The sequence below is a fragment of the Enterobacter sp. 302C9 genome (assembly GCF_034106085.1).
In the GTDB taxonomy this organism is placed as follows: Bacteria; Pseudomonadota; Gammaproteobacteria; order Enterobacterales; family Enterobacteriaceae; genus Enterobacter; species Enterobacter asburiae_B.
This window is the reverse complement of sequence record NZ_JAWNBW010000001.1, coordinates 43,011-68,813: the sequence shown is the minus strand read 5'-3', so window position 1 is coordinate 68,813 and position 25,803 is coordinate 43,011. Positions and strand designations below refer to the sequence as shown.

Annotated in this window: 21 protein-coding genes; 11 read left to right on the top strand and 10 right to left on the bottom strand. The window is 53.2% G+C overall.

What is annotated here, in order from left to right:
• Positions 1-83 precede the first annotated feature (83 nt).
• Positions 84-2,858, bottom strand: a complete 2,775-nt coding sequence (locus UR289_RS00325) for an autotransporter outer membrane beta-barrel domain-containing protein (protein ID WP_320708958.1) — start codon at positions 2,856-2,858, stop codon at positions 84-86.
• 451 nt (positions 2,859-3,309) lie between these two features.
• Between UR289_RS00325 and hemB the strand changes: the two genes are divergently transcribed.
• Positions 3,310-4,284, top strand: coding sequence for a porphobilinogen synthase (hemB, locus tag UR289_RS00320; protein ID WP_028017695.1), 975 nt, complete (start codon positions 3,310-3,312; stop codon positions 4,282-4,284).
• A gap of 120 nt (positions 4,285-4,404) precedes the next feature.
• The gene (locus UR289_RS00315) at positions 4,405-6,129 is read left to right on the top strand and encodes a lysophospholipid acyltransferase family protein (protein ID WP_033144733.1); all 1,725 of its coding nucleotides are present in this window, start codon (positions 4,405-4,407) and stop codon (positions 6,127-6,129) included.
• 69 nt (positions 6,130-6,198) lie between these two features.
• Here the strand turns inward: UR289_RS00315 and tauD are convergent, their stop codons facing one another.
• From tauD to UR289_RS00280, 7 genes are all read right to left on the bottom strand, one after another.
• Complete coding sequence (tauD, locus tag UR289_RS00310; protein ID WP_045887905.1) at positions 6,199-7,050, bottom strand: taurine dioxygenase; 852 nt, start codon at positions 7,048-7,050, stop codon at positions 6,199-6,201.
• A complete protein-coding gene (tauC, locus tag UR289_RS00305; RefSeq protein WP_010427972.1) occupies positions 7,047-7,874 on the bottom strand; it encodes a taurine ABC transporter permease TauC in 828 nt (275 codons plus the stop codon). The genes tauD and tauC overlap by 4 nt, the downstream gene beginning before the upstream one ends.
• Positions 7,871-8,638, bottom strand: a complete 768-nt coding sequence (tauB, locus tag UR289_RS00300; protein WP_023334655.1) for a taurine ABC transporter ATP-binding subunit — start codon at positions 8,636-8,638, stop codon at positions 7,871-7,873. The genes tauC and tauB overlap by 4 nt, the downstream gene beginning before the upstream one ends.
• A 10-nt stretch (positions 8,639-8,648) precedes the next feature.
• Complete coding sequence (tauA, locus tag UR289_RS00295; protein WP_320708957.1) at positions 8,649-9,611, bottom strand: taurine ABC transporter substrate-binding protein; 963 nt, start codon at positions 9,609-9,611, stop codon at positions 8,649-8,651.
• Between the two features lie 178 nt (positions 9,612-9,789).
• Complete coding sequence (gene mmuM / locus UR289_RS00290; RefSeq protein WP_069303716.1) at positions 9,790-10,722, bottom strand: homocysteine S-methyltransferase; 933 nt, start codon at positions 10,720-10,722, stop codon at positions 9,790-9,792.
• The gene (gene mmuP / locus UR289_RS00285) at positions 10,709-12,109 is read right to left on the bottom strand and encodes an S-methylmethionine permease (RefSeq protein WP_320708956.1); all 1,401 of its coding nucleotides are present in this window, start codon (positions 12,107-12,109) and stop codon (positions 10,709-10,711) included. The genes mmuM and mmuP overlap by 14 nt, the downstream gene beginning before the upstream one ends.
• Before the next feature lie 253 nt (positions 12,110-12,362).
• Positions 12,363-12,746, bottom strand: coding sequence for a GFA family protein (locus UR289_RS00280; RefSeq protein WP_047061215.1), 384 nt, complete (start codon positions 12,744-12,746; stop codon positions 12,363-12,365).
• Positions 12,747-12,914: 168 nt separating this feature from the next.
• Between UR289_RS00280 and UR289_RS00275 the strand changes: the two genes are divergently transcribed.
• Positions 12,915-14,024 (top strand): AI-2E family transporter, encoded by a 1,110-nt coding sequence (locus UR289_RS00275; RefSeq protein WP_033144729.1) that lies wholly within the window; start codon positions 12,915-12,917, stop codon positions 14,022-14,024.
• A 120-nt stretch (positions 14,025-14,144) separates the two neighbouring features.
• Entirely contained in the window at positions 14,145-15,929 is a 1,785-nt protein-coding gene (locus UR289_RS00270) for a diguanylate cyclase (protein WP_320708955.1), read from the top strand.
• 12 nt (positions 15,930-15,941) lie between these two features.
• Here UR289_RS00270 and UR289_RS00265 read toward each other — a convergent pair whose 3' ends face one another.
• Positions 15,942-16,346: a helix-turn-helix domain-containing protein gene (locus tag UR289_RS00265; RefSeq protein ID WP_000334957.1), complete on the bottom strand. Its 405-nt coding sequence runs from the start codon at positions 16,344-16,346 to the stop codon at positions 15,942-15,944.
• Between the two features lie 123 nt (positions 16,347-16,469).
• Positions 16,470-17,114: a TetR/AcrR family transcriptional regulator gene (locus tag UR289_RS00260; RefSeq protein WP_048975098.1), complete on the bottom strand. Its 645-nt coding sequence runs from the start codon at positions 17,112-17,114 to the stop codon at positions 16,470-16,472.
• A gap of 179 nt (positions 17,115-17,293) precedes the next feature.
• On the opposite strand from UR289_RS00260, the gene UR289_RS00255 reads away from it, so the two are divergent.
• From UR289_RS00255 to UR289_RS00225, 7 genes are all read left to right on the top strand, one after another.
• Complete coding sequence (locus tag UR289_RS00255) at positions 17,294-18,790, top strand: efflux transporter outer membrane subunit (protein ID WP_320708954.1); 1,497 nt, start codon at positions 17,294-17,296, stop codon at positions 18,788-18,790.
• Positions 18,791-18,839: 49 nt separating this feature from the next.
• Positions 18,840-19,982, top strand: coding sequence for an HlyD family efflux transporter periplasmic adaptor subunit (locus tag UR289_RS00250; RefSeq protein ID WP_047648609.1), 1,143 nt, complete (start codon positions 18,840-18,842; stop codon positions 19,980-19,982).
• A gap of 13 nt (positions 19,983-19,995) precedes the next feature.
• Positions 19,996-21,540, top strand: coding sequence for a DHA2 family efflux MFS transporter permease subunit (locus UR289_RS00245; protein WP_320708953.1), 1,545 nt, complete (start codon positions 19,996-19,998; stop codon positions 21,538-21,540).
• A 49-nt stretch (positions 21,541-21,589) separates the two neighbouring features.
• Positions 21,590-21,886, top strand: coding sequence for a hypothetical protein (locus tag UR289_RS00240; protein ID WP_320708952.1), 297 nt, complete (start codon positions 21,590-21,592; stop codon positions 21,884-21,886).
• A 92-nt stretch (positions 21,887-21,978) separates the two neighbouring features.
• A complete protein-coding gene (locus UR289_RS00235; RefSeq protein WP_320708951.1) occupies positions 21,979-22,674 on the top strand; it encodes a potassium channel family protein in 696 nt (231 codons plus the stop codon).
• 676 nt (positions 22,675-23,350) lie between these two features.
• Positions 23,351-23,845 carry a molybdopterin-dependent oxidoreductase gene (locus tag UR289_RS00230; protein ID WP_039263874.1) on the top strand — a complete coding sequence of 165 codons (495 nt, stop codon included), beginning with the start codon at positions 23,351-23,353 and terminating at the stop codon, positions 23,843-23,845.
• A gap of 17 nt (positions 23,846-23,862) precedes the next feature.
• The gene (locus UR289_RS00225; RefSeq protein ID WP_320708950.1) at positions 23,863-25,794 is read left to right on the top strand and encodes a bifunctional diguanylate cyclase/phosphodiesterase; all 1,932 of its coding nucleotides are present in this window, start codon (positions 23,863-23,865) and stop codon (positions 25,792-25,794) included.
• Positions 25,795-25,803: the final 9 nt, after the last annotated feature.

Here is a 25,803-nt window from a genome sequence, read left to right as displayed (position 1 = left end):
GTCATCCGTATTTGTCGGTCCAATATTATTTTTATTGCTTCTATAAAAAGCGGGGGAGATAACCACTCCCCCGCTTTTATTCATTACCAGGTATATTTCACGCCCAGATTTGCGCCCCAGTTCTGATCAACGTCGCCGCCGCCCAGATAAGTGGCATCGGTGTACGCACTGAAGTTCTTCGTGAAGCTAAACTGGGTGCCCAGCCCTACCCGCACAGCGGAGCCTTTCACGCCGTTATCAATGCTGTCACCGTTAATATCGGCATTGTTATCGGCATCGTCATAGACGTAGGCCAGTTTGAAGTAAGGCGTCAGAGCCTGTTCGCCGCCGTAGTTGAAGGTGTAACCCGTATCAACACCGAGTTCATAACGCAGGCTATCGTATGATTGTCCATCTACGCGCATGTCATTGCTCAGACGATAATCATCGCCAGACTGGAACAGGCCAGATACGGCTGCATATGGCGTAACGTAGCCAGAGAGGTTTGGTTTCCAGTCATAGCCCAGCTTCAGCCCAAAACCAACAGCATCATTCGTGGTATTGCCGTCAACATACTTACCGTTGCTCATGTTGGCAGAGAGATCGCTGTTGAAGCGGGTGTAGCTCAGGGAGCTGTCGAGGAACAGATCGTTCATGAACTTCGCTGACGCATAGATCATCGCTGTCTGGCTATCCTGATCGACCTGACCGGTACGATCGCTGATATCACCCTTCGCGAAACCTGCCGCACCACCGACGATCCACTTCGCGTTATTACCGTCAATCTGGGTGTCCAGACCCACCATAATGCCGCTCACGTCCTGATCGTAGCTGATAACGCCATTGTCACCGTCGAAGTTGCCACCGAAGTAGCTCACCCACGCCCCGCCGTTATCCGCCAGGCCGTGACGGCTGTTGGTCAGACGCGTGCCGACGGTATCCTGCTGCAGATTCCAGATATTGGTATTGGCAGATGGGATGCTCAGCGCCATATTGGCAGAGTCGGTCAGCTCTTTCTGCTGAAGGACAACGGCGTCACCCTGCTGCTGCGCCTGATAGGTGTAAGCACCTAAATCGGCTTTGTTTGCGGCAGTAAAGCTGGCTGTGGTATCCGCGTTATTGTCATAGACGCGAATAATCTCTTTGTTTTTGTAATCGGCAACGGAACCGGCACCGGTCGCATCGTCGATGCGCACCTGGTAGTTACCTGCAACGTCACCGTTTACTGACAGATGGCCATCAGAGTTAATTGCCACAACACCGTAGTCGTAATCGGCATTGTACTTATCGTTAGTGATATAGCGTGCGTTGTTCAGATCGCTGTTCAGGACGTAATCACGGCTGGCAACGTTCAGCACCCCGCCATCGGTCAGTTCCATATTGTGCGTATCAACCTGACCCAGCCCCAGCGCCAGCTCAGCACCGTTATCCACGGTGATGGTGTTGGCATACAGTTGGGCCGTTTCTTCCGTCAGTGCCGCACGGCTATAGCTGTCCAGATACAGATGGTCGGTCGCCACAGCACCGCTGTCTCCAATATTCATTGATGAAGCATTGGTCAGGGTGATGGAGTCCGCCAGCAGATCAGAGTCTTCAACGTTAACCTGAGACTGGTTGTTTACCGTCAGCGTGTCGATATTAGAAAGCTTGCGGGTATCCCACTCAGAGCCGTTATCCAGCGCGATGTTAAACAGCCCGCTCTGATACACCGCTTCACCCGCTACGTGTCCGTTGCTGTCATAAATGGAATCCGGCCAAATGCTGTTAGGGGATAAGCTACTCCAGTCTACGTTGCTGTAGCCCAGGCCATACATCTGCGCTGGGCCAATAGCCTCGACGCTGGACTGTGCTGCACCGACCCATTTGCTGCCGTTGATCAGGGTGACATCCAGCTTATCGGTGCCATCCCAGCCGTTGGTGGTTGGGTTATAGACACCGTCTGCAGTCGTATCCGTTGCCGGATCGCCGTTCGGATAGAAGTTGTTGTCGAAGGTGCTGGAGAACAGAATATCGCCAGTAACGGTGGAATGATCGAACGTGGCAGTGGTCTGCATCGCGTTATCAGACGCGCTAGCGGCAACGATCAGCGCCGCATCATCTGCTGGCGTGGCATTCGTTTCACCGTAGTCGCTCGGTTTCGCGGTTTGACCGTAGAACCCGCTGGTTCCCAGATCGCTGTACGCGCCTGAGGTCAGAACGGAGTCTTTCACCACCAGCGTGTCGGTAAATACTTTGCTGCTGTTGGCTACGCCTTCAACACCGTCGTAAGGAGTGTTATCCGACTCCTGATAACCCTGCGTCAGGGTAATACCGGCAATGTGGGAATTATTCTGGATAACAATATCGGACTCTACATCCAGGGTAATCGCATTACCCAGATTATACGTGTCCAGATAGTGTCTTTCCGTATTTTCCCCATTCACGACATCATACGCATAATGCTCATAGGTATCGTTAATGGTGGAATTATCTACGGTCAGGCTAAAACGATCGTATTGAGAATGGTTGGTGCCATCGGTATCCAGGCCGTCAGCACACGAGGGGGTCATACACTTAGAGGTAATCATGCCATTAATGGTACTGTTGGAAATGCTTAACGCATTCGCCCGCCCATTGATGCCATCATCCAGATAGTATGTTGAAATAACACCATTCACGGTGCTTTTATTAATCACCGGATAAATATCACCGTCATGGGTAGCGCCTGAGTAATCCCAGTCGGCATAGCCATAATACCAGGGGGTGGAAGCGGTATTATCGTATCCGAATGTATTATATGTCGTACCGGAAATATCCTTCGCATTTGCCTGAGAAGCGATAGCCAGGGTGCAGGCTAATGCAAGTTGAGATACAACGAGTTTCTTTTTCCATGTTTGCATTGGGTCATCCCTCCTCAGGGACGTAAGCAAGTTTGTCCATCAATGATTTTGCAATGTTTAATTGCGGAGGGAATTATGCATTTTCATTTCGAAAAGGTTCAATGAATGTTTCCATTAAGTCCGTATCCAGACTAATAACACATCAAAACCGAGAAAGCATCTGTCACTACAGATAAATATTATAAAAACAAAGCATTAAAATACAGACACAACAATAAGACACATATAAAAATATATAATGAATCATTTTCAATGATGTTTTCTATTTAATATAAAAACAATATGAATAACTCATCTCCATTTCGGCGTTATACTGCCCTGCATTATATATTGATGCCAGAAAGCCAGACCCATCACATTTTACAAAAATAAAATGCCCACTTTTACCAAAACACCTGTCTTCACTTTGAGGTACACTAGCCTTCTTTGTTCCACAAACATCAGGCATACCATGACCGATTTAATTGCACGTCCCCGCCGCCTGCGCAAGTCACCTGCACTGCGCGCTATGTTTGAAGAGACAACCCTGACCTTAAACGATCTGGTGTTGCCGATTTTTGTCGAAGAAGAGATCGATGACTACAAAGCCATCGAAGCCATGCCGGGCGTAATGCGCATTCCGGAGAAATATCTGGCGCGTGAGATTGAACGCATCGCCAACGCGGGGATCCGCTCGGTGATGACCTTCGGCATCTCTCACCATACCGATGCCACCGGCAGCGACGCGTGGAAAGAAGATGGCCTCGTTGCCCGCATGTCGCGCATCTGCAAAGAGACCGTGCCGGAAATGGTGGTAATGTCAGACACCTGCTTCTGCGAATATACCTCTCACGGCCACTGCGGCGTGCTGTGCGATCACGGTGTCGATAACGATGCCACCCTGCTGAACCTCGGCAAACAGGCGGTCGTGGCTGCCGCTGCGGGTGCGGACTTCATCGCGCCCTCTGCCGCAATGGACGGACAGGTTCAGGCGATCCGTCAGGCGCTGGACGCGGCGGGCTTTACCGACACCGCAATCATGTCTTACTCCACCAAATTTGCCTCCTCATTCTACGGCCCGTTCCGCGAAGCGGCCGGTACGGCGCTGAAGGGCGATCGTAAAACCTATCAGATGAACCCGCTGAACCGTCGGGAAGCGATTCGCGAATCCCTGCTCGACGAAGCCCAGGGCGCAGACTGCCTGATGGTGAAACCAGCGGGCGCGTATCTCGATATCCTGCGCGACATCCGCGAGCGCACCGAGCTGCCATTGGGCGCTTACCAGGTCAGCGGCGAGTACGCGATGATCAAATTCGCCGCGCTGGCCGGTGCGATTGACGAAGAGAAAGTGGTCCTCGAAAGCCTCGGCGCCATCAAACGCGCAGGCGCGGATCTGATCTTCAGCTACTTCGCGCTGGATCTGGCCGAGAAGAAAATCCTGCGTTAATCCGCTCTAGCGCCGGGTAGCGGCTTCACCTTACCCGGCCTGCTCTAATCTTCACCAAACTGCAATACAACCGACATCTGCTCCTTCTACTGTCTTCGCAAGACGGCAGGAGGAGTAACCATGTTTAGCCTCGATAGCGTTCTCGACGATCTTTGGCCTCAGGCGAGGCCTGCACCCTGGCAAAAAAGTCTGTTAAAAAGACTGTTTTACGAAGACGAATTTCAGCAATTTGCCGCAGCACACCGCCACCTGAAAGGACTGGATATGGTGGAGCAAGTTCTGGAACACCTTGATATTCTCTGCACCGTTTCCGCCCGCGATCTTGAACAAATCCCCGAACATGGCCCGCTGGTCATTATTGCCAACCACCCGACGGGTACGCTGGACGGCCTGGCGCTGATGTACGCCGTCTCCCGCGTGCGACGCGACGTTAAAGTCGTGACCAACCGGATGCTGACCCACCTTGAGCCCCTCAGCTCGCTGTTTATTCCGGTGGACAATATGGGCGGCAGGACGGCGAAATCGTCCCTGGTGCAGATGGAACAGCATCTGCAAAACGCAGGCGTGCTGATCTTCTTCCCGGCCGGAGAAGTTTCCCGCCCCACGCGCAAGGGCATTCGCGATAAAAAATGGCACTCTGGCTTTATCAAACTCGCCAGCAAGCTGCGCGCCCCGCTGCTGCCGGTGCATATTCAGGCGCATAACAGCCTGCTCTTCTATGCCAGCACGCTGGTCTCCCCGACGCTGTCGATGCTGTTGCTGATGCAGCAGATGTTCCGCCGCCGCCACAGCCAGCTGCCGATTAAAATCGGCCAGCAGATTGCCTGGCATCACTGGCACAGCGCCACCCTTTCGTCGCGTGAGATGGCCGAACAGTGCCGTCAGCACGTGATGCGTCTTGGCAAGGGATTGCCTGGCGTCTTTAAAACCCAGTGCGCCATTGCCCGTCCGGAAGACCGGGCCACCCTGAAACGCGCGCTGGCGCAGGCCGAATGTCTGGGCAATACCAGCGACGGTAAAACCATCTATCTTTGGCAGCGCAACGGTCAGGAAGACGCCCCGCTGCTGCGCGAGCTGGGCCGCCTGCGCGAGATTGCCTTTCGCGCGGTCGAGGAAGGGAGCGGCAAACGCCGTGACACCGACTGCTACGATGATGATTATCTGCACCTGATCCTGTGGGATGATGAGGATCTGGAGATCGTCGGCGCGTATCGCTTTATGCCGACCGCCAGACAGGTTGAACGTCGCGGTCTGGAAGGGTTGTATAGCTATAGCCTGTTCCACTACGACGACAAAATGCAGGACGTGCTGGAGCACGGCATTGAGCTGGGACGCAGCTTTATTCAGCCGCGCTACTGGGGACGCCGTGGCCTGGACTATTTATGGTCCGGCATTGGGGCCTACCTGGCGCGTTATCCGAACTACCGCTACCTGTTTGGCCCGGTCTCCATTTCCGGCGGCTTACCGCCTGCCGCGCGGGATCTGCTGGTGGCCTTTTACCGCCTGTGGTTCCCGGCAACGCATCCGCTCGCCGCGTCACGTCAGCCGTATCCCGCATCGCTGCCGGACGTGCTCGCGCAGTTTGGCGGCGTGGATTACGTGGACGATCTGACAAAGCTCAAATCCCTGCTCGGCAATCTGGGCTGCGGCATTCCGCCGCTCTACAAACAATATTCCGAGCTGTGTGAACCCGGCGGCGTGCAGTTTATTGATTTTGGCAGCGACCCGGCATTTAACGACTGCGTCGACGGACTGGTGCTGGTGGATTTGTGTTACCTGAAGGCGAACCGGTATCAGCGGTATATAGAGGCGCATTTAATACCCTCACCCCAGCCCTCTCCCTAACAGGGAGAGGGTGAAAACCGCACCGGGCAGTCCCCTCGCCCCTTTGGGGAGAGGGTTAGGGTGAGGGGATCAAGGCGCACGGTAGAACGGCTTATCCCCCAGGATCGTCGCCCGCTGCATAATCCGGCGCTGCGGAAGATAGTCCGCATTGGCATAGTGCTGCGTCACGCGGTTATCCCAGATCGCCAGGTCGTTCTCCTGCCAGCGCCAGCGCACCTGAAACTCCGGCCTGGTGATATGCGCGAACAGGAAGCTTAACAGCGCCTCGCTCTCTTTCTCGGACACGTCCACAATGCGCGTCGTGAACCCTTCGTTCACGAACAGCGCCTGCTTGCCGGTGACCGGATGGGTCCGCACCACCGGGTGCAGCAACGGAGGATGTTTCGCAACCGCCTCCTGCCAGCGCTGATGCTCCTCTTCCGTTTTGCGGTACTTGTACTCCTGGAATGATTTTTTGAAGTCGTGCTCCGCCCGCAGCCCGCTCAGCAGCGTCCGGAACGGCGCGGAGAGCGCCTCATACGCCGCAATCCCGCTGGTCCACAGCGTATCCCCCCCGGTTTCCGGCAGCAGCTTCGCCGCCAGAATGGCCCCGGCGGGCGGCGTCTCGATAAAGGTCACGTCGGTATGCCAGTTGTCGTTGTCCGGCGGGTTATCGTTGTGGGTATCCAGAACGATAATCTCCTCCACCCCCTCCGCATGCGGATAGACAGGGTGGATATGCAGATCGCCAAAGCGCAGGGCCAGCGCGCGCTGCTGCTGCGGGGTGATCGCCTGTTCGCGCAGGAAAACGACCTGATGGCGCAACACCGCGTGGTACAGCTGCTCGAACTGGTTATCGCTCAGCGGACGGGTCACATCCAGGCCCGACACCTGCGCGCCAATGTACGGCCCCAGCGGGGTAATGGTCAGACGTTCACTCATTGTATTTCTCCATGCCAGGGCGTAAGGCGACGCTGTAACGCGCGCAGCCCCAGTTCTAATCCGAAGGCGATCGCGGCGATCACCGCGATCCCTGCCAGCACCACGTCAGTCGCCAGGAACTCTCCCGCCGACTGCACCATAAACCCAAGGCCGCGCGTGGCCGCAATCAGCTCTGCCGCCACCAGCGTGGACCAGCCCACGCCAAGGCCGATGCGCAGCCCGGTTAAAATCTCCGGCAGCGCGCCCGGTAAAATCACGAACAGCAGCACCTGCGTGCGGCTGGCCCCCAGCGACTGCGCCGCACGGATCCGCACCTGCTGGGCGCTCTTCACGCCAGCCAGCGCCGACATGGCAACCGGAGCGAAAATGGCCAGATAAATCAGCAGGATTTTTGACGTTTCACCGATGCCAAACCAGATCACCATCAGCGGCAGATAGGCCAGCGGCGGCACCGGACGGTAAAGCTCAATCAGCGGATCGAGGATACCGCGCACCGTCGGGCTCAGCCCCATCGCAATGCCCACGGGAATGCCGATGATGACGGCAGCCAGCAGCGCCACCAGAATACGCGCCAGACTGGCTCCAAGATGCTGCCAGAGCGTGGCATCCATAAAGCCCTGCGGCCCGGCGATGGTAATGAGTTTGGCCAGCACCTGGCCCGGCGGCGGCAGAAACAGCGGGCTGACCCACTGCTGGGCAGCAACCGCCCACCACACCGCCAGAAGCACCAGCAGCGTACCGACGCTCAACGTGATTTGGCGCGAGAAAGGCCAGCGCAGCGCCAGACGCGTGCGGCGCGTTTTTTCACTGAAGACGATGCTCATGAGAAAGCCTCCCGTTGTTCAAACACGCGGCTTAAAACGTATTCACGCTGTTCGATAAACAGCGGATCGGATTTGATGCTGCGCACGGGCTCTCCCGCGACGTAGCGGCGGGCGAAATCCAGCGGCAAGCGCTCCAGCACGCGGCCCGGCCCCGGCGAGAGCAGCACCAGCTCCGTCGCCATAAACACCGCCTCTTCGATATCGTGGGTAATCAACAGCACCTGCTTGCCCGTCTCGTGCCACAGGCGCAGCAGCAGGGTTTGCATCTGCTCGCGGGTGAAGGCATCCAGCGCCCCGAACGGCTCGTCCAGCAGCAACAGCTGCGGATTCGCTGCCAGCGCGCGGGCAATACCGACGCGCTGCCGCTGGCCGCCGGAAAGCTGCCAGATAAAGCGTTTTTCCGCCCCTTCCAGCCCCACTTTTTTCAGCATCGCCCGCGCCGTTTCCAGCCGCTGTTCGCGGTTGATGCCCGCAAGCTGTAGCCCAAACGCCACGTTTTCCTGCACGTTGCGCCAGGGCAGCAACCCTTCGTTCTGGAAGACCACGCCGCGCTCGGCGCCCGGGCCTTCCACCTTTTTGCCTTCCAGTTGAATGGTGCCATGCTGATAAGGGACAAACCCGGCGATCAGATTCAGCAGCGTGGTTTTTCCGCACCCGGACGGGCCCAGCACCACCAGCAGTTCACCGCTGTCCAGCGTCAGGTTGATGTCCTCCAGCGCGGGTTTCCCGCCGTAATCGGCGTACAGGTTCGTAATATTCAGCATGGCGGACTCCTTATTTCACAAAACGATCGGTCACGTACTGGCTGTAATCCGCCGCCACCGCAGGCACTTTGCCCTGCTCTTTCAGGAAGGTGGCGGTATCCACAATCGCTTTGTTCACCGGCCCGGTCAGCTGCTGCACCTGCTGCGCGGGGGTCAGATAGGTATTGCCTTTCACCAGCCCCGGCACGTCCGCTTCCGGCACGCCGCTCAGGCGGGAGAGTTTTTCCAGGTTGGCGGCCTGCTTCAGCCATTCATCCGGGTTGCTGATATACGGCTGCTGGGCGTCAATCGCGCTTTTGGCGAAGGCTTTCACCACCTCAGGATGTTTCTCGGCAAAGTCTTTGCGCACGACCCACACGTCGAGGGTTGGCGCGCCCCACTGGCCCACTTTTTCAGAGTCGGTCAGCACGGTGCCGTCTTTTTCCAGTTCGTTCACTGCCGGAGCCCAGACGTAAGCCCCGTCAATATCCCCGCGCTGCCAGGCGGCGATAATCGCCGGCGGCTGCAGGTTGATGATTTGTACCTGACCCGGCTTGATGCCCCAGTGTTTGAGGGCCGCCAGCAGGCTGTAGTGGGTGGTGGAGATGAACGGCACGGCAATGCGTTTGCCGATCAGATCTTCCGGTTTGGTGATGTTTTTCTTCACCACCAGCGCTTCAGAGTTACCGAGCTGCGAGGCGAGCAGGAAAACCTCGATCGGCACCTGCTGGCTGGCCGCAACCGCCAGCGGGCTGGAGCCGATATTGCCGATCTGCACGTCGCCGGAGGCTAACGCACGCACGACGGACGCCCCGCTGTCGAACTTGCGCCAGTCGACTTTCGCGCCGCTCTCTTTCGCAAAGGTGTTGTCCGCCTGCGCGACTTTCGCCGGTTCCGCAGAGGTTTGATACGCGACGGTGACGTCCACCGCCTGCGCCTGAAATGCCCACAGCGCCAGTGCGCCGAGAAGTGTGATTCGCGATGAAATTGCCATAATGTCTGCTCCCCTTGTTGTTATGAGGGCAGTATTTCCGGCGCGGGAATTTTGATAAAGGAATAAAAATGAATCGCTCATAACGATTCGTTTTTAGATAAAAAGCGGGAAAGGATAGTTGATTTTGTGCGGTTGTTTTTTTCCCCTCTCCCCGTGGGAGAGGGTCAGGGTGAGGGCATCAGCGCTGCGCGTTCAGTTCAGCAATATCCTTCGGCGTGGTGCGACAGCATCCGCCAATCAGCTTCGCGCCGGCTTCCAGCCACTGCGGCAGATACCCCGCCAGCGTCTCGCACGCTTCACCGTGGTGGTGCCAGGTTTTGGTTACCGCGTCATAATGCTCACCCGAGTTCGGATAGACCACCAGCGGCAGCGACGTCAGGCTTTGCAGATGCTTCAGCGCCGCCGTAGTGTTTTCCAGGGCGATGCAGTTAATGCCCAGCGCGACAATCTGCGGAGAGTTTGCCAGCGCGCTGACCACCTCGCGCAGCGGCGTGCCGTCGCTCAGGTGTTCGCTGTCGCGCAGGGTAAAGGAGAACCACGCCCGGGCGCGGGGGTACCCGGCCAGAAGCGCCGCCAGCGCCTTGATCTCCACAAACGAAGGCAGCGTTTCGCAGGCCAGCAGGTCAGCGCCCGCATCCAGCAGCGCTTCCACGCGCGGGCGGTGGAAGGCAGTAAACTCCCCGGCGCTGCGCACGTAGTCGCCGCGATATTCTGAGCCATCCGCCAGATACGCGCCATACGGCCCAACAGATCCCGCCACCAGCAGCGTGCCCGCGTGCGGGTTTTCGGCCAGGTACGCTTCGCGCGCCTTACGCGCCAGCTCCACGCTTTTACCGATCAGCGCGCGGGACTGCGCTTCGTCCAGACCGCGCGCCGCAAACCCCGCAGGCGTGGCCTGATAGCTGGCGGTGATCGCCACCTGTGCCCCAGCCCGGTAGTAATCGAGATGCACTTCACGGATGAGTTCCGGGTTTTCCACCAGCACTTTGGCTGACCAGAGGCTGTCTGCCAGGTTACAGCCGCGCGCTTCCAACTCCGTCGCCATCGCGCCATCCAGCACCACAAACGGCTGTTTTTCAAGGATGGCGGTAAGCGGGTTATTCTGCGACATGTTCAGGCTCCTGCGATGTCATATTTCGGGTCAGGTAGTACGCACCATAACACATGGCGACAAACGGAAGCCCGCAATAAAGGGCAATGCGCTGGCTCGGGTCAAACCACAGGCCGACACAGGCCACCACGCAGAGGATAAAACCGAGCACCGGCACCAGCGGATACCACGGCGCGCGGTACTGCAGCGCAGAGAGCGGCTGGCCGGACTGCAGATGACAGCGACGGAAAACGAAGTGCGACGCGCAGATGCTGATCCACACCGCCACCACTGCAAAGCCAGAAATCGCCGAGAGCGCGACAAACACCGTGTCCGGGGCCACGACGCTGGAGAACAGCGCCAGCACGCCGCCGAGCATAGAGACCGAGAGCGCCGTCAGCGGCACGCCGTTTTTGTTCACGCGGGCAAAGCAGCGCGGCAGCGTTTTCTCATTCGACAGCGACCACAGCATGCGCCCGGAAGCGTACAGGCCCGAGTTCGCCGCCGAGAGGATCGCCGTCAGGATCACGAAGTTAACGATGTCAGCCGCGTAAGGAATACCGACCTTTTCAAACACCAGCACGAACGGGCTCTTTTCCACGCCCGCCTGCTGCATCGGGATCAGCGCCGCCAGCACAAACACGGTGCCGATAAAGAAGATAATCAGGCGCGCAATGGTGGTGCGGATCGCAACCGGAATCACCTTGTGCGGATTTTCCGTTTCGCCCGCCGCGATGCCGATGAGTTCCGTCCCGGAGAAGGCAAAGTTCACCGCCACCATGGTCATCAGGATCGGCAGGCCGCCGTGCGGGAACCAGCCTTCGGCGGTGATGTTGCTTAAGCCCGGCGCGGGGGAACCGTCCTGCATCGGGATAAAGCCAAAGACCGCCGCCCCGCCAAGGATAATAAAGGCGATGATGGTGATGACTTTCACCAGGGAGAACCAGAATTCGCCTTCCGCAAAAAAGCGCGTAGAGATGACGTTCAGGCCAAAAATCACCACGCAGAAGACCACGCACCAGGCCCAGACGGGCACCTGCGGGAACCAGTACTGCATGCAGAACCCCGCGGCGGTGAAGCTGGAGCCGAGCGCCACCGTCCAGGTGAGCCAGTAGAGCCACGCCACGGTGTAGCCCGTCGCCGGGCCAAGATAGCGGGCAGCATAGACGTGGAACGCGCCGGTTTCCGGCATCGCCACGGAAAGCTCGCCCAGACACTGCATCACCAGCCAGACCACCAGCGCGCCTATCAGGTACGCCAGCAGCGTGCCCGCCGCCCCGGTCGTTGAAATGATGTATCCAGTATTGAAGAATAACCCTGTCCCAATCACGCCACCCAGCGAGAGCATAATCAGGTGGCGTGTTTTCATGGTGCGCTTAAGCTGCCCATTTTCTTGTTGTGTTTGCATATTACCTTCTATACGTATGGACATCTAAACATCCAAAGAAGGTGTGTTATACCGCGATTGTTAATAAAAAGCTAGATGACCAGACGCAAACGGGCACGCCTCGCGCTGAGTCTGGGGTGGGTCGTGAGGATCACATAGAGAATCGGACGCCAGGCCATAAGCACCTCCGCAAGCAGATACTTACAGCATGGTGCGGGAAGCGGCGATCTTCGGTCAGTCGAAAGTGGTAACGATGAACCCTCGGATCATACTTTTACGCTTCCCTCATGGTATGTCGCCACCAGGCAGGCATCATGTCGTCGAAGGAGTGATTTTCCGGGGCAAACTCCGGCTGGTCCGGATCGTCAAACACGCCAGTAAATAAGGCAACGGTGGGTGAATCATCAATCGCGCCAATTGAACTGCCGCAGGTGGGGCAAAACGCCCGGCTGGAGTAGTCCGACGATCGCCATGTCGCCGGACGTCCGCCCGGACCGATCCACTGCACGTTTTCCGCCGGAAACTCAATCCATACGACGGTTTGTGCGCCGGTGTGTTTCTGACAGATATCGCACGAGCAGGTGTGCACATTGCCCCCATTCGCAGCGGTAAAGCGAACCGAGCCGCATAAGCACCCACCTGAAAAGACCTTTTCCATGCTGTCGTCCTGAGCTGTTTAAAATCTCATCAAAACATAACACATTATTGAGGTCTGTATGCCGGGTCAGACGCGAAGCCATCGCCCGGCACGCCAGCGGCAGAATTATTGGTAAATCCTCAAATCAGTTCTATAGTCGACTCTGCTTATTCGTTACCAGGAATCACTATGCGCTTTAATGGACTGACCAAAGGTTTCTTCATTTTTATTCTCGCCCTCGTCACCTGGGCCTTCTTCGACATACTGTCGCCCTACTTCTCCGCGATACTGTGGGCCGCCATTCTGACCGTCATCTTTAACCCGGTAAAAAACAGGCTGCGCGCCGCGCTGGGGGATCGCAACGGGCTCGCCTCGCTGTTGACCATTGGCATTATCTGCCTGATCGTCTTTATCCCGTTGATGGTGATCCTCTCCTCGCTTGCCATTGAGCTGAACGTGGTTTACACGAAGCTTCAGGAGAACAACACCCAGTTCCCGGAAGTGGTGGCGAGCATATTTAACCATCTGCCTGACTGGGCCAGCGGCTTCCTGGCGGATCACAACCTGACCAACGCGGCGCAGATCCAGAAAAAACTCTCTGATGTCGCCCTGCAGGGCGGGCAATATCTCGCCGGCAGCGCGTTCCTGATTGGCAAGGGCACGTTTGGCTTTGCGATTAGCTTCGGCATCATGCTTTATCTGCTGTTCTTCCTGCTGAAAGACGGCCCGTATCTGGTGCGCCAGATCCTTGACTCCCTGCCGCTGTCTGATTTCGCCAAGCAACACCTGTTCGCCAAATTCGTCGGCGTGTCGCGTGCCACGGTAAAAGGAACGGCGGCGGTAGCGGTGGTTCAGGGCATCCTCGGCGGGATTGCGTTTGCTATTGCCGGTATTGACGGCAGCGTGCTCTGGGGGGCGCTGATGGCCTTCCTCTCGCTGGTGCCCGCCATCGGCTCGGCGATTGTCTGGGTGCCCGCCGCCATCTTCCTGTTCGCCACCCATCAGCTTTGGCAAGGGCTGTTTATTGTCGGCTTCTTTGTGATTATCGTCGGGCTGGTGGACAATATCCTGCGCCCGCTGCTGGTGGGAAAAGACACCAAAATGCCGGACTACCTGATTCTGATCTCCACCCTCGGCGGCATGGAGCTGTACGGCATTAACGGCTTTGTGATTGGGCCGCTCATTGCCGCGCTGTTTATCGCCTGCTGGAACCTCTTCTCAGGGCGCGATCACGAAGGTAACGCCGAAGAGCTGGACCCCGACTTCATCGAAGAAGGAAAAAATCCTCCAGAATTGTGAGGATGTGACGATATAGACCACACCAGGCGGCGCTGTGCCGCCTTTTTTTTCGCCTTAAATCAAACGTTTTCTATAATTTGAAAGAACGCCATCCTACTCATGTCGTAAAAGGATCATCAGGTGCGAATCGCAACGATAACAAACTGGGCCTACGGTGCCACGGTCTGCCTGACCATCGCCTCCGGCATCATCATGCTGATGGCGTCCAGTGCTGATACCCTCGAGCGTCAGGCCGTTGAACAACGGCAGAAATTTGATCAGCTCACGGAAGATATCGAAACCGATATCTGGGCCCAGTCTGATTTAGCACGGCTGTACGTCATTAAAAAAGATCCTCAGGTTCTCAAGGAATATGACCAGGCGGAAAACAGCCTGAAGAGCATCGAGCTTCGGCTGGAAAAGTTGCAGGATAACGGCGCATCGGATGAAGAACTGGCCCTGCTGCATGAAGGAATAAAGATCGTCGATGAGCTGCAGGACGAACAGCAAACCGCCCTTTCCAGCCTTGAGCGAGGAGAAGACGCGCAGGCCGTTGCGCTACTCTACGGTGCGCCCTATGAGCAGGAGCTGGAGCGCGCGCAGAGCCAGCTCGATCACTTCCGCCAGATACTCGACAAACGCGTCATCGCCTCCGTTCAGGACGCGACAAAAACATCGAAAGCGCTGCGTACGGCCTCTGAGCTGATGGTCGGCCTGACCGCCCTGCTGTTCCTGTTTGTTCTCGGCTTTATATTAAAGCGCCGCGTGCTGCGCCCCGTGGTGCGCCTGAGCGACGTGGTGCACCGCCTGGCATCCCAGGATTACGCAGTTGAAACGCCCAATTTCAACCAGATTGATGAGATTGGCGACATGGCTCAGGCCATCCGCATCTTCCGCGAAAACGGCCTGGCGCGACAGCGTCTGGAAAGAGAACGCGATGCCGACTGGGCCATCCGCGAGCTGCTGGCGCGCATGACCCAGCGGCTGCAGGGGTGTGAGAACTTTAACGATGTGATTAACGTGGCGGAGCTGTTTGCGCCTAATATCGCGCCGGGGATCGCGGGGCGACTTTACGTCCTTGACCGGGAGCCATGGCAGATGCGCTGCGTCGCACACTGGCTTTCACCGGTTGGGGAAGAGACGAGCTTCCACCCGGACGAGTGCTGGGCCGTGCGCCGCGGGCAGAGCCACCCGCCGGTAAACGGTGAGCCGGATATCGCCTGCTACCATCTTCCGGCATCGCAAGCTGAAAGCTCGCTGTGCGTGCCGCTTATCGCCCAGGGCGAGGCCATTGGCCTGCTCTCCTTCCAGAATATTACGGCGGACAACGCCCCTTCCCGCGCCTATCTGGAGCTGATGGCCGAAGCGCTCGGGCTGGCGCTGGCCAACCAGCGTCTGCGCGACGCGTTGCTGGAAAAAGCCTTGTTCGACCCGCTCACCGGCCTGCGTAATCGTCATCATCTGGAAGATACCCTGCAAACCCAAACGGCACAGGCGTTGCGCACCGGCGAACCGTTAAGCTGCATGATGATCGACATCGATCACTTCAAGAGCATCAATGACCGCTTCGGCCATGAAGCGGGCGATCAGGTGATTAAAAGCGTGGCGTCAATTGTTCAGCGGGCCGCACATGACAACGGACTCGCATTCCGCTACGGGGGCGAGGAGTTTCTGGTCCTGCTTCCCGGTGCCGATGAACCAGAGGCGCACGCCTGCGCGCAGAAGATTTACAATAGCGTGCATGAGCTGTCGCTTCGCTACGGGCTGACCGAGATTGGGCCGGTGGATGTGTCGATTGGCATTGCCAGCTACCCACAACATGCCCAGACTGACAACCTGCTGCGCGCCGCGGATGTGGCCTTGTACCGGGCGAAAGAGCTGGGCCGCGCGCGGATTGTGAGCTTTGGGATGCTGGAGGCGGGTTAGCGGATTATCGCTTTACTCGCGCGTTACCTCAGTAATCAACATCGACAATCCATTCATGTAATGACTTTTTTTTGCCAGCTCGCGGTATTTGGTCGGGGAGAGTCCATATTGATTCGAGAAGGCTCTGCTGAACGTTGACGGCTCCTCGTACCCTAACATCGTGAATATATCTGAAACAGAGAGCTGCGTATGTCTGAGCATATGCGCGGCCTTTTCAAGTTTCCGGCTTCGGATATAAAGACCTATACTTATGCCACACTCCTGGCGAAAGTTCCGCTGAATGTAAGCCAATGAATAACCGGATTTCCGCGCCACATCTAAAACGGTAATGGGTCTGTATAAATTCGAGTCAATCCAGTGAGTAAGAGACTTAATTACAGCTTCACGATCTTTTAAGAGAGTAAACTTTATACACATAAGTATCCACGAAATTTTATTTACAAGAAGGCCGTTGGCAAAGTCATCCAATGACAATTGAAAATAAATATTCCTAAAAGAAAAATCACCCTAATAATAGGGTGAAAGAACGCTTACTGTATTTTATAAAGATGTCTTTGCTACATCCTCAATTTTTTCAGGACCATACAGTTTCATAAACGCATTAACGGAGGCCTGCGCTTTCATGACGATTTCACTTTCGTCAGGCTGATCCTTTCTTGCTTTTAAAAGCAAGGGTTCCAGTATGTCGGCCTGGAGAAGAGAACGAAAATACTCGGCCGCCAGCACAGGATCATCTTTTCTTAAAATATTTTGATTCATTAAATCGGTAAAAAGCGCCGAAACATTTGAACGCAGTTTTTGCATTCGCGCATAATATAATTCTCCGATACCCGATCTTCCGGCCTCGGAAATCATTAATCTTTGCAAATCCACAATATCCGGAGAGCAAATATAGCGTAAAAAGGCAACGGCAAATTGCTCGATGACCAGCTGTGGTGATTTTCTGAAAAGGCGCACCTGCCCCGCAGTTTCAATAGTCATGCTCTTTATATACTGTTCAGTTTCTGAAGACATGCATTCTACAAATAGCTCTTCTTTCGAAGAAAAGTGACTGTAAATTGTCGATTTTGAGCCACCAACAATCGCGTTAATCTCCGAGATAGACGTGGCATCAAATCCCTTTTGTCGAAACAGTCCGGATGCGACCTCCAGGATCTGTTGCCGTTTAAGCGCTCTTTTATCCATATGTTTCCTCGTTAGTTTAGGTGTCTGGCCGGGGCCAACACTTTTTGTTCTCTGATTTCGGAATCACGTCAGATAGTAGGGTTCGTAATCGTACTGACGAGTACATTTTCATTTGACGGCGCTCAGAAGTCAAGATATAAAGTGTACCGTACTGTACGGTACTGTATTTGGACTTCCCTATGACCAGCATGACGAGCGTACTGATGAAAGGTTTTCAGGAGACACTTCCGAGGTGTCGTATTTCCGGTTTAACCCGGTCCAGGATAGTGATGAGCTGTGTTGTCATTTCCGCCATCAGTATGAGCGGATGCGCCATGATCCCCGATCTTGGCACCCCACCGCCTATGAAGACGGTCACACAACTTAAAAGCGATCAAAGTTTCCCGCACCAGAACGGCCAGTGGCCGAAAGATTACTGGTGGAAGAAATACGGTGACGAGCAGCTCAACGGGCTGATTGATGACGCGCTTAAAAATTCCCCCACGCTTAACATCGCCGAAGCTCGCGTGAAACAGGCGCAGGCGATGACGCAAAGTGCGAGCGGTTCGCTTTTCCCTGAGGTCACCGCAAACGCCAGCTTTATGCGGGACAAAATGAGTTACAACTATGTGACGCCTGAAAGCGCAACGCCTCAAAACTGGAACAGCTATGGGCGCACCACGCTTGATATGAGCTGGGAAATTGATTTTTGGGGTAAAAACCGCGCAGCGCTCGCGGCTGCGACGTCTGGTGAAATGGCGGCGGTAGCGGAAGAAGCACAAACAAGGCTGGTGCTCTCTTCTTCTATTGTTACCGTTTACGCGGAGCTGGCGCATTTATACACCGTTCGCGAAACGCTTAACGACACCCTCACTATACGAACCAGTACGCTCGCGTTGTTCCAGCAACGGCATGACGCGGGGCTTGAAGATTTATCCAGCCTGCAACAGGTTGAGACGCGTCAACTCAACGCAAAAGCAAACCTGGTGGCAATAGATGAAGCTATTGCGATCAAAAAACATGAGCTCGCTGCCCTGATCGGCGATGGGCCTGATAGATCGCTGGCAATAACCGCGCCTAAGGCAACGCTTTTAGCGCATGAGGAACTTCCTCCCAATATTGCGCTGGATCTGATTGGTCGCCGTCCTGATATTGTCGCGGCACGTTTACGCGCCGAGGCGGCAGCAGAGCAAATCAAACAGAAAAAAGCCGGTTTTTACCCCAGCGTTAATCTGGTTGCCTTTGCCGGGTTCCAGTCATTGGGTATTAACAACCTTACCCGGAGTGGCTCAGCAATTGGCAGCTTTGGCCCGGCCATATCGTTGCCAATATTTAATACGCAGAAGCTCCAGGGTGATTTGAAATACGCCAGCGGTGAATATGACATTGCCGTGCAGGTTTATAACGACACGTTAACGAATGCACTTCGGGAAGTGAGCGATGCGCTCACCAGCAGAGCCTCTCTTAAAGACGAGATGCTTTATTCTCAGGGCGCAGTCACGTCGGCAGAAAAGGCGTATTCCCTCACCAGACAAAGGTATGAAGGAAAGGTTGCTGATTATCTGGACGTGTTGTCCTCGGAAGATGAGCTGGTCGCGGCCCGCCGAAAATTAGCCGACGTAAATTCTCGCGCTTTTACGATTGACGTCGCATTAGCGCGTGCATTGGGCGGCGGATATACCTCGAGCAAACAGTGATTTTTTAACACCAGGTTAATTACTAAATAGTGGAAAGAAAGGAAATAAAATGAGTCATTCTGCAGCTATTGAAAATCAAAATATTGAATCATCCGATATCAAAAAGAAAAAAAGAAAACGTTTATTCTCTTATCTCGCATTAAGCATCGCGCTGGCAGGCGCAGGCTCGTTCGCCTATTGGGAATTAGTGGGTTCCCGATATGTTGAAACCGATAACGCCTATACCGATGTCGAGTCCGCGCAGCTCTCTTCTGCGATCACCGGTACGGTCAGTGCCATCCTGGTCACGGATTCTCAGGTGGTAAAAAAAGGCGATGTTCTGATCCAGCTGGATCCCACTGACGCAGAGTTAGCGCTTAATCAGGCGGAAGCAAACCTGAACCTGGCCATACGGCGGGTAAATGGATACAAGGCCACCGACACAAAACTCGGCGCAGAAGTTGTGGCGAATGAAAAAGAGCAAAAACGCCTGCTGGCCCAGGTTGATGCTGCAAACGCTGACTTCCAGCGCGCGACGGTTGACCTCAAGCGACGCGAAGCGTTAATGCAGACGGGTGCGATTTCAGGCGACGAACTGACGCGAATTCAAAACGTTTACGCTTCCGCACTGGCAAACCTGAATGCCGCTAAAGCGGCCGTGGCGCAAGCAGATGCAGCAAGACAGGCGGCTGTGGGCGCAAGACAGGCGAATGCCGTGATGATTGAGGATGCAAATACCGAAACCAACCCGGAAGTTGCTCTCGCCAGAGCCAAGCGCGATCAGGCCAGACTGGATCTGGAAAGAACCGTGATCCGTTCGCCTGTCGATGGCGTGGTTGCTCGTCGCCAGGTCGAGCTTGGACAACGCGTCCAGCCTTCCACACCGTTATTGTCCGTGGTGCCGGTGCAGCAAATTCACGTCAATGCCAACTTCAAGGAAGTTCAGCTCCAGCATGTGAAAGTGGGACAGAAGGTAGAACTGGTAAGCGATCTGTATGGCGATAGCGTGCCTTTCCATGGAACGGTCGAAGGCTTTGATGGCGGCACCGGCGCAGCGTTTTCAATTATTCCTGCGCAAAACGCAACGGGTAACTGGATCAAGGTTGTTCAGCGTTTGCCGGTGCGCATCAAACTCAATGCTGATGAGCTTGCTGCACATCCGCTGCGGGTTGGTCTGTCCATGAAAGCGACAGTTAACTTAAAAAGTGAATAACGGAAACCAGGCCATGTCTACATTAGTTATCGATAATGAGCCGCCATCGCTGAAAGGCGGTATGTTATGGATTGGTGCCCTGGTACTTGCAATGGCTAACTTTTTAGCCGTGCTCAACATGACCATTGCAAACGTCACTCAACCCAACATGGCTGGTGCCCTGGGCGCAGGAACCAGCCAGGGCACGTGGATCATCACGGCCTATGCCGTGGCTGAAGCCATTACGGTACCACTATCAGGATGGTTAACCACACGGTTCGGCGGCGTGCGCGTTTTCTCCGTTTCCGTGTTCATGTTCGGTATTTTCTCTTTGCTTTGCGGCCTTTCCACTTCGCTGGGAATGCTGCTGCTGATGAGGGTTTTTCAGGGCATGGCGGGAGGCCCCCTGATGGCCTTATCACAAACCTTACTGCTGCGTATTTTCCCGAAAGAAAAATCCATGCAGGCGACGGGATTATGGGCGATGACAACATTGCTCGCGCCCGTGATAGGCCCGGTTCTTGGCGGATGGATTTGCGATCATTACAGCTGGTCGTGGGTGTTTATCATCAACGTTCCGATGGCAATCGCTTTTTCAGTCGTGGCGTGGTCAGTACTGAAAATCTTCGAAGATACGCTGGTTAATAACTCTATTGATATCGTTGGGTTTATTTTATTGGTGATCTGGGTTGGTGCCCTGCAGATCATGCTCGATGAAGGGAAAGACCTTGACTGGTTTGCCTCAGAAGAAATTTGCGTTCTGGCGATTATTGCCTGTATCGGCTTTTTAAGTTTCTGTATCTGGGAGCTAACCGCTGAGCATCCGATCGTCGATATCAGAGTGTTTCGCCATCGCGGTTTTTCGGCCAGCATGTTTGTGCTCGCACTTGCGTTTGGATGTTTTTTTGGTCTGAATGTCCTCACGCCTTTGTGGCTACAATATAACTTAGGGTATACAACAACATGGGCAGGGATTGTGGTGGCCTGGGGCGGACTTTTGCAGGTGGTATTTTCTCCGGTTGCCGCTAACCTCTCCAACAAAATCGATCCGCGCATTCTTATCTTCTTTGGCTGCGCCTGGCTGGGTCTCGACACCTTCTGGCGATCCTATGCGACGACCGATATGGACTACTGGTCCATCTGCGTACCTTTGTTATTCATGGGCGTTGGAATGCCGCTGTACTATGTCCCTATTACGGGGCTTGCAATGGGCTCTGTAGATGAAACGGAAATGGCTTCAGCCGCGGGGCTAATGAATTTTGTTCGAACGTTATCGGGTGCATTTGCCACATCGCTCGTAACGACGTCATGGCAAGACCAGCGCTATATTGCGCATGACAAACTGGCGTCCGTCGTCGACCCTACTGGCGATCTTTCGCACTACATTAGTTCGGCTCCTCAGCAAGGTGGACAATTTGTGCGTGAGCTTTTTGACAAGATGGTAAACAGCCAGAGCATGATGCTGTCGACCAATAATCTGATGATGTCGATCGGCGTGATATTTTTTATCGCTGCATTCGCAATTGCATTAGCGCCTAAACCTTCGCGCGTGGTGGATGCCGCGTCTGTAGGACACTGATATTTATTCAGCACAAGGACGTGAGTATCAAAAAAACAGAGAAAATCTGATGGATAGTAAATCATATATGCCGGGCAGTCGGGATATTTTGTACAAGAAAATATTCCTTTCAATTTCCGAAATGAAATATCTTGAAAGGGAAATAAAAAAGTTCAACTGGCTAGAACGTACTTTTTTAAGGAAAAAAGAGTTCTATAAAATGCAATATCACAAAAGCAAATGTGACAGCAATTTCTTTAGGTTTATCAACAGCGGGCAGGACAACCAGAATACGTTAATTCATATCCTTGAACAATTACCTGAGAACCATCCTGACAGAACATGGCTGACGGGCTTTCTGCTTTGAAACCATCGGGCAAGCAACGTAATAAGCCGTTTCCCGGCCGATTAACATTCCGGATGTGACATATATAAAAACGCTAAATTCAGGTTAACATCATGAAAATGAGTGACTTTCAATGTCTTATTGAAAAGAATAGCGATTATAAGGATGTTTGTCTCACCATTCTTCTAATACTGCAGGTTTTAACTATTTTTATCATTTCCCCTGTGACGGAGAGCGAACATAAAAACTATCACTGGCTAAACAATGCATTGTTCTCAGCGATGGCCTTGATTTCGGTATTCATTGTTTCTAAGGATATAAAAAGGTATCTGGCTATCCTCAGTTTTTCTTTTTGTCTGGTCGGGTTGGCCGTCGGGTCAACAGCGACCACGCTCAAAACCACAGGGATACTGGTTCTCCTGTCAGGGATTTTTTTCTGTCTCAACGTTAGCTGGATTGTGGCAAAACAGGTTTTCGATGAGGGTGTTGTAACGCTTCATCGCATCCGCGGCGCCATGGTTATCTATCTGAATATCTCACTTTTGTTTGCGCTGCTGGACTGTTTACTGGTGGGATTCATTCCAGATGCATATACAGGAATATCGGACGATAACTCAATTGAAACGATGCTTTACTTCAGCCTGACCACGCTAACCACCCTTGGCTATGGAGATATTCTGGCAATACATCCTTTTGCACGTAATCTGGCGATGCTTGAAGCGGTGATGGGTCAATTCTATATGGGTACGATGATCGCTATTTTAGTCGGTTTACATATAGCACAGAGGACTCCTACGTCAAAAAAGTGAATAACCGCTATTTTTAACATGCCGGATATATATCTTTTTGCTGGCAGAAAAAAGTGGACGCTTCCCAGTGGAAGAAGCGTCCAAAAATCAGGCAATTATTCAGACACAGATTGAAACCGTAAACTGACGATCTCATCGATAATATCTCATACCCTCTTCTCTTCATTATTTACATTTTCTGCCATGGCATAAGAAAAAACTCATTCTGCAGGCGTTAGCATTTTTAGCGGGCGTGTTACCCGCGCAAACCGGCAGGATAGTATTCATCCCGTCGGAGCTACGTAACCAGTGGCTTTTCACGTGAGGTGGACGAATTGTGCACAGCGCAGGCCGCACCACTTTCAGGGGGGCGATACCCGCGAAGGACAGATGCTGAGCGGTTGCACGCTCGCCGTTTCAACACAGGTAAAATCAATGGTGTAAGATGATTACAATCAATTAAAGCGATCATTTTTTAAACACAAGAGAGCTTATGCAAGCAACTTTAGCTTTTTTCAAAAAGTTAAGCGTCATCACACTGTCTTACACCCGCTCAACGCATATCAATAACTTATTGATTTTATTGAAATAAAACCAATAAAAATTCTAAAAACCATTAGTACTCAACAAAATATATAAACTCGTGTGATATCTAAATTATAATTCTTATACTTATGTTCAAAAGGTGGAGGTCAAAATGCGATTAACCCTACTGCTGTTATGCTGTCTCGTACAAAGTGTAACCTGGGCTGGCGACCTGCCAAAACCAGTTGGTAAACCCATTTTAACGATTTACGGTAATATAGAAAATACCAATGAAAATGGAAAAGCAGTGTTTGATCTCGCCAGCCTTGAAAAACTCGGAGTAGTGAGTTTCGAGACGACATCTCCCTGGTATAATGGTCGTACGAAGTTTGAGGGTGTTCCAATGAACAAACTCATGGAGTATGTGGGTGCGAAGGGAACTAACGTTAATGTTATTGCGCTCAATGATTACTCTACCGTGATCCCTCTCAGCGACTTTAAAAAATACAACGCCATACTTGCCTTAAAGGTCAATGGCGAATATATGCGCATCCGCGATAAAGGCCCATCGTTCATTGTATACCCCTATGACAGTCTTCCTGAGTTGAATAATCAGATTTATTACTCACGATCAGCATGGCAGGTTAGCAAAATGAAGATTGAGTAGTCGTTCAGGAGAACATAATGAACAGGATACTGGTTGGTATCATTTTTTCTCTTTTTATCACGACAGGATATATTGCATTCCTTGTTTACGATCGACAGCAGGAATTGCAAAAACTGACTCAATACACTGAGTCCTGGTCCGTGGCACAACTGGTATCAGAGTATTACCGTTTTGAATCATGGCTTGGTCTATACGCAACCGATACCGATGACGTTACGATAGACCAGGTCCGCATGCGTCTTGAAATTATGCTAAGCCAGAGCGATTTAATGAAAGGGGGAGATTTAGGTCGCTATATTGACAGTGATAAAGCGCATCAGGAGCTCGCTTTGCGCTTAGAGAAAATACTGAGCTATCTGGATAGCCATCTTGAAAAAATGACCCATCCAGAGCTACAGGCATACCTGACAAATATGCATGATCTCGACGCACCGCTGAGCCAACTTTCTGCAACGGCATTGACGAAAGATATTAACACGGTTAATGAATCCAACCATAAAATACAAATCCTGTATTATATTTATTCGGTACTTTCATTATTACTGGTGATATTAAGCTTTATTCTGGGTTTCTTAATGATCTACCAGAATAAAAACATTCTCAAAGCGCACATGCAGGTTAAAAGCCTTGCTGACGAACTGCAAATATCAAAAGAAACGCTGCAAATTCAGAACTCGAAGCTGGAATATGATGTTTATCATGACTCCCTCACCGGCATGAAAAACCGTCTTTTCTTCTGGGACGATCTCAACAAAATTAATCTTCAGGCAGATAAAAACCATATCCCCGTCACGGTGATGTTATTTGATTTAGACCGCTTCAAAGAGGTCAACGATACCTATGGCCATGATGCCGGAGATTTGCTGTTGAATCAGGTATCCAGACGCCTCACCTCAATGAGCAGCGCCACTGATACGTTTTACCGTTTGGGCGGAGACGAGTTCGCCCTTTTGTCCAGTGGCCTCACTGAAGCTGCCGCCGTTTCGCGTGCCAAAGAAATCAGCGAACATATCAGCCAGCCCTATACGATTAATAACCAGCTGATAAAAATCGCCACCTGTGTGGGTATCGTTTTATCTGATAATGAACGGCGCTCTGACTACCTTTATAAATTTGCCGATCTGGCGCTCTACGAAGCCAAAAAAGAGGGCTCACAGCAGATAAAAGTCTTCCGTCAGTGGATGCTGCAAAAGTTGCAGGAAAGCAGAACCCTTGAACATGATATGGCACTGGCGATCGATAACCATGAATTCGTTGTTTATTACCAGCCTATTGTCGATTCATTCAGCAATGAAATTTACGGCTATGAAGCGCTTATTCGCTGGATACACCCGGTGAAGGGGATACTGTCACCCGATTACTTTATTTCCGTCGCTGAAAAAACGGGGATGATCAACCAGATCGGCAAAACCGTGCTGGAGCTTGCCTGCCGGGAAGCGGTTTCCTGGGCGGTTCCGGCAAGGATCTCTGTGAACGTCTCACCCGTTCAGCTGGGCACGAAATCCTTTACGGCAATGGTACAGTCCATCCTGAAGGAGACAGGACTTCCGGCGAACCGTCTTGAATTAGAGGTTACGGAGTCATCGCTCTTCAGCGACAGCAACACGCCGATCACTATTCTCAAAAAGCTGAGAACGCTGGGTGTAAGAATTTCAATCGATGATTTCGGGACGGGTTATTCGTCGCTCTCACGGCTGAGTGAACTGAATTTTGATAAAATTAAAATCGACAAATCCTTTGTGAACCCGATATCCACGCAGGATGATGCCCTTAATATCGTTAAATTGATAACCGGCATGGCGAAGAGCCTCAATATGAGGGTTATTGCAGAAGGTGTTGAAACCGAAGCGCAGCTCGAACGTCTTCAGGCGCTTGGCTGCGATCTCGTGCAGGGATATCTGTTCGGAAAACCACAGGCTGAGATTGACAGGAAGATTAGATACGGTTGAAATGGTTGC

Coding starts and splice junctions, on each gene's coding strand:
- mmuM (WP_069303716.1), bottom strand. CDS start 10,722: ATGTCGCAGAATAACCCGCTTACCGCCATCCTTGAAAAACAGCCGTTT.
- UR289_RS00250 (WP_047648609.1), top strand. CDS start 18,840: ATGAGTCATTCTGCAGCTATTGAAAATCAAAATATTGAATCATCCGAT.
- UR289_RS00275 (WP_033144729.1), top strand. CDS start 12,915: ATGCGCTTTAATGGACTGACCAAAGGTTTCTTCATTTTTATTCTCGCC.
- UR289_RS00240 (WP_320708952.1), top strand. CDS start 21,590: ATGGATAGTAAATCATATATGCCGGGCAGTCGGGATATTTTGTACAAG.
- tauD (WP_045887905.1), bottom strand. CDS start 7,050: ATGAGTGAACGTCTGACCATTACCCCGCTGGGGCCGTACATTGGCGCG.
- UR289_RS00315 (WP_033144733.1), top strand. CDS start 4,405: ATGTTTAGCCTCGATAGCGTTCTCGACGATCTTTGGCCTCAGGCGAGG.
- UR289_RS00245 (WP_320708953.1), top strand. CDS start 19,996: ATGTCTACATTAGTTATCGATAATGAGCCGCCATCGCTGAAAGGCGGT.
- UR289_RS00230 (WP_039263874.1), top strand. CDS start 23,351: ATGCGATTAACCCTACTGCTGTTATGCTGTCTCGTACAAAGTGTAACC.
- tauA (WP_320708957.1), bottom strand. CDS start 9,611: ATGGCAATTTCATCGCGAATCACACTTCTCGGCGCACTGGCGCTGTGG.
- UR289_RS00260 (WP_048975098.1), bottom strand. CDS start 17,114: ATGGATAAAAGAGCGCTTAAACGGCAACAGATCCTGGAGGTCGCATCC.
- tauB (WP_023334655.1), bottom strand. CDS start 8,638: ATGCTGAATATTACGAACCTGTACGCCGATTACGGCGGGAAACCCGCG.
- mmuP (WP_320708956.1), bottom strand. CDS start 12,109: ATGCAAACACAACAAGAAAATGGGCAGCTTAAGCGCACCATGAAAACA.
- UR289_RS00325 (WP_320708958.1), bottom strand. CDS start 2,858: ATGCAAACATGGAAAAAGAAACTCGTTGTATCTCAACTTGCATTAGCC.
- UR289_RS00255 (WP_320708954.1), top strand. CDS start 17,294: ATGACCAGCATGACGAGCGTACTGATGAAAGGTTTTCAGGAGACACTT.
- UR289_RS00235 (WP_320708951.1), top strand. CDS start 21,979: ATGAAAATGAGTGACTTTCAATGTCTTATTGAAAAGAATAGCGATTAT.
- UR289_RS00280 (WP_047061215.1), bottom strand. CDS start 12,746: ATGGAAAAGGTCTTTTCAGGTGGGTGCTTATGCGGCTCGGTTCGCTTT.
- UR289_RS00265 (WP_000334957.1), bottom strand. CDS start 16,346: ATGTGTATAAAGTTTACTCTCTTAAAAGATCGTGAAGCTGTAATTAAG.
- hemB (WP_028017695.1), top strand. CDS start 3,310: ATGACCGATTTAATTGCACGTCCCCGCCGCCTGCGCAAGTCACCTGCA.
- tauC (WP_010427972.1), bottom strand. CDS start 7,874: ATGAGCATCGTCTTCAGTGAAAAAACGCGCCGCACGCGTCTGGCGCTG.
- UR289_RS00225 (WP_320708950.1), top strand. CDS start 23,863: ATGAACAGGATACTGGTTGGTATCATTTTTTCTCTTTTTATCACGACA.